Raw genomic sequence first — 6,733 nt, forward strand, 5'->3', positions numbered from 1 at the left:
TCCACCGGATGAGTTGTTATCATTATTCATACCCAGTGATTAGCTCTATCGAAGCCACCTCCTTCCGGAAGGGCAGACCGGTTGGTGATACCACCACTCCGACAGAGTGGGCGGCACACTAACTTCATTAGTGACACCGCCGCAAAACTAAACCCCTTTGCAATCGTCCTACCGGGAGTTTTATTGATTATTCCCGCTATTACTTTTGTTGGGTTAGCTGGAAAGGCTACTCGATTTTCATGCCCAGCTGGTAGGCAAGGAAGCTCCACTGATTGGCGAAGTCTTCCACCTGCATCCATACCGGCTTGCCTGCACCGTGCCCAGCCCGAGTCTCTACGGCAAGCCAGACTGGTTTGTCACAGCCCTGATCTTTTTGTAGGGCTGCCGCAAATTTGTAGCTGTGCCAGGGAACCACTCGATCATCGCGATCGGCAGTGGTGATCAGCGTGGCCGGATAGCAGGTGCCCTCACGGGTGTTGTGGACCGGAGAATAGGCATGCAGCGCTTTGAACTCATCGCGATTTTCACTAAGCCCATAATCGCTCGACCACTGCCGGGCATTAGCGGAAGCGGTATGATATCGCAGCATATCCAGGACACCGACTACCGGTAATGCCGCCGCAAACAAATCCGGTCGTTGTACCAGCGTTGCCCCTGCCAAGAGTCCACCATTGGAGCGACCACTAATAGCAAGCTTTTCAGGAGAAGTGACTTTCTCCTCGATCAGCCACTCAGCTGCAGCGATAAAATCATCGAAGACATTTTGCTTTTGCGTCTTGGTACCCGCCTGGTGCCAAGCATTGCCGTACTCGCTACCACCGCGCAAGTTGGCCAGTGCCAGGGTGCCGCCCATATCCAACCAACCGACAAAGCGGTTGTAGAATCGCGGTAACTGAGCGGAGTTAAAACCACCATATCCATAAAGCAGCGTGGGGTTGGAGCCATCTCGCTTCATTCCCTTCTTATGCACGAGGAATAGAGGTACCCGGGTACCGTCCTTACTCTTATAGAAATGCTGACTCACCGTCAGATCGGAAAAGTCTGCTGCATATTTTGGCTGCTTGAACAGTTTGGTTTCACCAGTCTGTACATTCAGGTGGTAGATACTCGGCGGGGTAATAAAATTAGAGAAAGCGTAGAAGGTCTCAACTTCATTCGGCTCACCATAAAACCCCTTCACTGAGCCCACCCCTGGCAGCTTCAGCTCGTACTGTTTCTTACCGTTAGTATCGGTCACCAGCACTCGCGATTTCGCATCCTCCAGGTAGTGAAGCACAAAGCGATCACCGATATAACTGGCACTCTGCAGGGCACTAGTCGTCTCCGGCACCAGATCGCGCCAGTGTTTGCGTTGCGGCTTATTCAGATCAATAGCGATTACACGGCCCAGCGGCGCCCCTGCACTGGTCTCAAAGTAAAAGGTGCTCCCCTTATTTCCGAGATACTGGTATAGGCCATCCCAGTCATCCAGAAGCTTAACTACCTTGCCGCTTTCATCGCGTAAATCGCGATAGTAAAAGCCGTTCGAGTCATAGCCGTCGAAGATGCCAAACAGGAGATAGTTGCCATCGTCACTCACCGTCGCGCCTGGATTACGGGTGAGATGATCAGTAATTTCATAGACCAGTTGATCACTCTCCTGGGCATCTCCCAGTCGGTGAAAATATACGGCTACCTGTTTGCTATCATCCGCCGTGCCATCTCTGTTAAACGGGTACCGGCTATAGTAAAAACCGGACTCATCCGGCGCCCAACTGGCATCACTAAACTTGATACCGGTCAGTTGTTCCTTCAGATCCTTGCCTGTCTTTAGGTCGCGAATACGATAGTCGGTCCAGTCAGTGCCACCATCCGAGATACCGTAAGCCAGATAGCGGCCCTTTGGACTGACTTTGAGGCGCTTGGCAGCAATAGTGCCATCTTCACTTAGGGTGCGTGGATCTAAAACCGTATCGCCTTCAGCAGACAGGCTAGAGGCCTTATAGAAAACACTCTGATCCCAATCACCGGTGTTGTAGCTGTAGTAATAGCTATCGCCCTTCTTGTACGGAACACCGTAGCGCTCGTAGCGCCATAGTTCTGCAAGCCGGTCATTGATTTTCTGCCACCCGGGCAGCTCCTTCAAACGCGGTAATGAATGGTCATTCTGTTTGGCCACCCAACTCTTTACCTCATCACTGGACATTTTTTCCATCCAACGATAGGGGTCAGCCACCTTTTGACCAAAATATTCATCAATTTGAGCACCCGGCTTACTATCCGGATAGCTATCAGCTGCGTGAACACTCACCGCAGCAAGTGCACCGGCAACCAGTGCCACTAGCTGTCTCTTCATACCGTTATTCTCGGTTTCTCTACTGGGAACAGTCCGCTAATCTAGGCGATTTAGACGATCGGTTCCAGAGCAGCAGAGAGAAGTGAGATGAAAGGATTGATCCAAAGGGTAAGCCATGCCCAGGTTAATGTAGCGGGAGAGGCCGTTGGGGCCATAGATAAAGGTATCCTCCTGCTGCTAGGTATCGAAGCCCAGGACACTACCGATAGTGCAGATAAGCTGCTGCACAAAGTCCTGAATTACCGTATTTTTCCCGATGATAAAGGGCGTATGAATCTCAACCTCCAGAAGGCCGGAGGTGGCCTCCTGATTGTCAGTCAGTTCACACTAGTTGCCGAAACTGATAGAGGTTTACGCCCGAGCTTTAGTCGCGGCGCATCACCAGAATACGCGGAGGAGCTCTACAACTATTTCGTTAAAAGTTCCAAAGCCCAATTTACGCCAGTGGCCACTGGAATATTTGCAGCGGATATGCAGGTTTCACTAGTCAATGACGGCCCGGTAACTTTTATGCTGGAAACCTAGAGACATTCCACAGGCTCTTTCTGTTGTTTCACCTAATCAGGAAAACTCTACCAGTTGGTTAGGTTGCTAATGACTAAAAAATATCGCTAAAAAATGGAGAGGCAAAAGGATGACTAAGAAGCCTATAGTAGTAAACAGAGATATCAAACTCGATCCACTTTTGGATAGTGACACACAAATCATCTTCACCTTAATTGAAAATAACAGACCACTACTAGAGAAATATCTCTATTGGGCAAAGCTTGTTGTCGACCTCCCAACCACAGAAAAATATATTGCCGACAGAGTATTTAGCAATAGTTTCGGAGCATCCTGGTACAAGATCCACTATTCAGACAAGGTAGTCGGGATCTTTGGTATCAAGGAAATTGACCTTAAAAAACAAAATGCAGAAATAGGGTATTGGTTATGTAAAAGCTGCCATGGCAATGGAATCGTGACTCGAATCATAAATAAAATATCTAGCTACTTGAAAGATCTGCACGATATTCAAACGTTGAAAATTCACTGCTTATCTGAAAACAGGGCCAGCATAGCCGTAGCAGAACGCGTAGGTGGAGTGCATAGTGAAACTATTCCAAATTATTATTCAATTGATGGAATATTTCAGGACTTAAAAATCTACACAGTTCCTACCTGATTCATTATTTTAATTGTGGAGTTTAGGAATATTTATTTCTGAATATTTACTGGGCTCCACTCAATACCATCTGACCCTTGTCCCGCATTAAATATACGCTTAACTTTCCAAGTTGCGGTATCTATTTCAACAACTTTTCCGTCTCTCTGAGAACCGGCAAATAAAAACTTTCCGTCCGGAGAGAAAAATAGCGATGCTGGCTGTCTGGCCCCTGCGCTGCCGATATCAATCTCATGTAACTGTTTACGGGTCTTGGCGTCATACACGAGTATACGATTACCATTTAAGTCTGCTACAGCTACCACTTCGCCATCAGGGTGAAACCTAATTCGGATAGGCAGAAAACCAACATCTATCGTTTCTTTTTGCTTTAACGTCTCAGTATCAAAAATAAAGATATTTTCTGACTGATTATTTCCTATCCATAGCTCGCTATTATCGGGGCTTACCCACACCGCCTCCGGCCCGTCCCCTGCCGGTATTGTAGATTTCAACTCCATAGTCTCTGTATCAATTACACTGAACGTATCCGACCCCCGGCTAGTAACGTAGGCGGTCTTCAGATCAGGTGATAGTGCAAGCATATGGCTACCTACCTGATCAGTACGGGCAACGCCCAATACTTTTCCTTCAGCCACATCCACCTTTATCACGTCGCTGGTTTCTTCTGTCGTAACAATCACATTATTGCTATCGCCCAGCCAAGCGATACCGTGAGGGCCTTTGTGTGGACTGATATCAATTCTTTTCAGGCGCTTACCGCTCGCGATATCGAATACATTCAGCTCTTCTCCCACGTAGCCATCTTCAAGGTAAGAAACTACCACAACTTTAGATTTATCCGGCGACACTATTAATTCATGGGGCGAACCTCCAGTTTCCGGTTTCTTAACCTCTTGGCCGGAAGCCAGGTCAATAAAACTCACCGTGCCCTCATATTTATTTCCTACTACCAACGTCTGCGCCCTTAGCAATCCAGCAGCTAAAAGTACTAATGACATGGAAATTAAAAGTAGAACTCTCATTAGCAAGCCTCCCGGACGAATTTGTCGCTAATAGAATGCTTCCTTAACAGCACACCCCAGCGAGCTTTTTAGAACTGAAAAGTCAGTCCTGGTTATACACTGCAACACTGGATAATAGATCGTAAAAATGGAACTTTTTAGATGTTTTCTTCATTACAGGGATGTTACTAACAGAATTCTTGGATAGTACTGTGCATAACTTTTGGATAGAGGTCTGGAAGCCTTTAATTTCGTGCAATGAAATAATTCGATTAAAAAACCAACGGAAAAAGTGTCAGGTTATCCACTAAAAGTAGGATCAGAACGTTACTAACAGAAAGTCTGGATAGAGTTGTGCATAACTTTAATAAACGGGCTACAAGCCCCGTGGTTACAGGGGGTTACTGCAGAGACTAAAAAATCACCGATATTTTTACCGGCTAAATTTAATTTTTGGCGGGAGTGGCATGGGTACTTTTCTGGTTTTTACGCGAGTTATTTTTGTTGGATTATTTTTTGAGTGAACGCAAAGGCGTTTGCTACGGAGGTCGGTAAAGACCTATTTTTATAGGCTTTTTAGGAGAGCGTCTGTTTAAGGTGCTCAGGTAGTTTTAGGTTTTTCTTTTTTTTAATTACTGACTGATTTTTTAAATAGAAAGTTGAGCATTAAAGTTTTTCAGAATTACTTTTATTTTTTCTATTTAATTTTTGCCAAGTACTTTCTGCTCTCTCTTCCCTTTCTTAGTTTTTTTATTTTTGTTTTTTTAAAATATTTTTTCAGCCATAAAAAAAAAGGGCCACCCTGTTGGGTGGCCCTTTTCGGATTAGAAGCCTGACGATGACCTACTCTCACATGGGGAAGCCCCACACTACCATCGGCGATGTTGCGTTTCACTTCTGAGTTCGGCAAGGGATCAGGTGGTTCCACAACTCTATTGTCGTCAGGCAAACTGGCTTGGGTTGGCGTTGGTCTTATAAGCAAAGTGCTTGGCCTGCCGCGTTATCGCTGTTTGCCTCGGTCATATTATTGACCGGCGATAACCCCAAATAAGTCGGTAAAATAATCTGTAGTAATACACCGCAAGCGATCATTGTGTGTCTTTCATTCCACAATCCGCTAGCTTAGCTAGTCGTTAGTAACCATCTCTGTTGTATGGTCAAGCCGCACGGGCAATTAGTACTGGTTAGCTCAACGCCTCACAACGCTTCCACACCCAGCCTATCAACGTGGTAGTCTTCCACGGCCCTTCAGGAGGCTCAAGGCCTCAGGGAGATCTTATCTTGAAGGAGGCTTCCCGCTTAGATGCTTTCAGCGGTTATCCCGTCCGAACATAGCTACCCGGCAATGCCACTGGCGTGACAACCGGAACACCAGAGGTTCGTTCACTCCGGTCCTCTCGTACTAGGAGCAACTCTTCTCAAATCTCCAACGCCCACGGCAGATAGGGACCGAACTGTCTCACGACGTTCTAAACCCAGCTCGCGTACCACTTTAAATGGCGAACAGCCATACCCTTGGGACCGGCTTCAGCCCCAGGATGTGATGAGCCGACATCGAGGTGCCAAACACCGCCGTCGATGTGAACTCTTGGGCGGTATCAGCCTGTTATCCCCGGAGTACCTTTTATCCGTTGAGCGATGGCCCTTCCATACAGAACCACCGGATCACTATGACCTACTTTCGTACCTGCTCGACATGTCTGTCTCGCAGTCAAGCGCACTTATACCATTATGCTCATTGCATGATTTCCGACCATGCTGAGTGCACCTTCGTACTCCTCCGTTACTCTTTGGGAGGAGACCGCCCCAGTCAAACTACCCACCATACACTGTCCTCGATCCGGATAACGGACCAGAGTTAGAACCTCAAACATACCAGGGTGGTATTTCAAGGACGGCTCCACAACAACTAGCGTCATTGCTTCAAAGCCTCCCACCTATCCTACACAAATAGGCTCAAAGTTCAGTGCAAAGCTGTAGTAAAGGTTCACGGGGTCTTTCCGTCTAGCCGCGGGTACACTGCATCTTAACAGCGATTTCAATTTCACTGAGTCTCTGGTGGAGACAGCGTGGCCATCGTTACGCCATTCGTGCAGGTCGGAACTTACCCGACAAGGAATTTCGCTACCTTAGGACCGTTATAGTTACGGCCGCCGTTTACCGGGGCTTCGATCAAGAGCTTCGCCGAAGCTAACCCCATCAATTAACCTTCCGGCACCGGGCAGGCGT

At 47.3% G+C, this 6,733-nt stretch carries 4 protein-coding genes and 2 rRNA genes (1 of these 6 only partly in view); 2 read left to right on the forward strand and 4 right to left on the reverse strand.

The window, feature by feature from the left end; genetic code table 11:
* Window positions 1-226: 226 nt before the first annotated feature.
* Entirely contained in the window at window positions 227-2,335 is a 2,109-nt protein-coding gene (locus ACJJIE_RS15865) for a prolyl oligopeptidase family serine peptidase (RefSeq protein ID WP_444892299.1), read from the reverse strand.
* A gap of 87 nt (window positions 2,336-2,422) precedes the next feature.
* On the opposite strand from ACJJIE_RS15865, the gene dtd reads away from it, so the two are divergent.
* On the forward strand, window positions 2,423-2,860 hold the full coding sequence (dtd, locus tag ACJJIE_RS15870) for a D-aminoacyl-tRNA deacylase (protein WP_413663730.1): 438 nt from the start codon (window positions 2,423-2,425) through the stop codon (window positions 2,858-2,860).
* Between the two features lie 109 nt (window positions 2,861-2,969).
* Entirely contained in the window at window positions 2,970-3,500 is a 531-nt protein-coding gene (locus tag ACJJIE_RS15875; RefSeq protein WP_444892300.1) for a GNAT family N-acetyltransferase, read from the forward strand.
* A 32-nt stretch (window positions 3,501-3,532) separates the two neighbouring features.
* On the opposite strand, the gene ACJJIE_RS15880 is transcribed toward ACJJIE_RS15875, so the two are convergent.
* The 3 genes from ACJJIE_RS15880 to ACJJIE_RS15890 form a co-directional block, all read right to left on the reverse strand.
* Window positions 3,533-4,525: a YncE family protein gene (locus ACJJIE_RS15880; RefSeq protein WP_444892301.1), complete on the reverse strand. Its 993-nt coding sequence runs from the start codon at window positions 4,523-4,525 to the stop codon at window positions 3,533-3,535.
* Window positions 4,526-5,334: 809 nt separating this feature from the next.
* Window positions 5,335-5,450 (reverse strand): 5S ribosomal RNA (gene rrf, locus ACJJIE_RS15885).
* 207 nt (window positions 5,451-5,657) lie between these two features.
* A 23S ribosomal RNA gene (locus ACJJIE_RS15890) occupies window positions 5,658-6,733 on the reverse strand (it continues 1,806 nt past the right edge of the window).

This window comes from Microbulbifer maximicatervae (SeqCode) (assembly GCF_052467325.1).

Bases quoted from the DNA above. Each gene is read 5' to 3' on its own strand.
- ACJJIE_RS15865 (WP_444892299.1), bottom strand. From the start codon at position 2,335: ATGAAGAGACAGCTAGTGGCACTGGTTGCCGGTGCACTTGCTGCGGTG.
- dtd (WP_413663730.1), top strand. From the start codon at position 2,423: ATGAAAGGATTGATCCAAAGGGTAAGCCATGCCCAGGTTAATGTAGCG.
- ACJJIE_RS15875 (WP_444892300.1), top strand. From the start codon at position 2,970: ATGACTAAGAAGCCTATAGTAGTAAACAGAGATATCAAACTCGATCCA.
- ACJJIE_RS15880 (WP_444892301.1), bottom strand. From the start codon at position 4,525: ATGAGAGTTCTACTTTTAATTTCCATGTCATTAGTACTTTTAGCTGCT.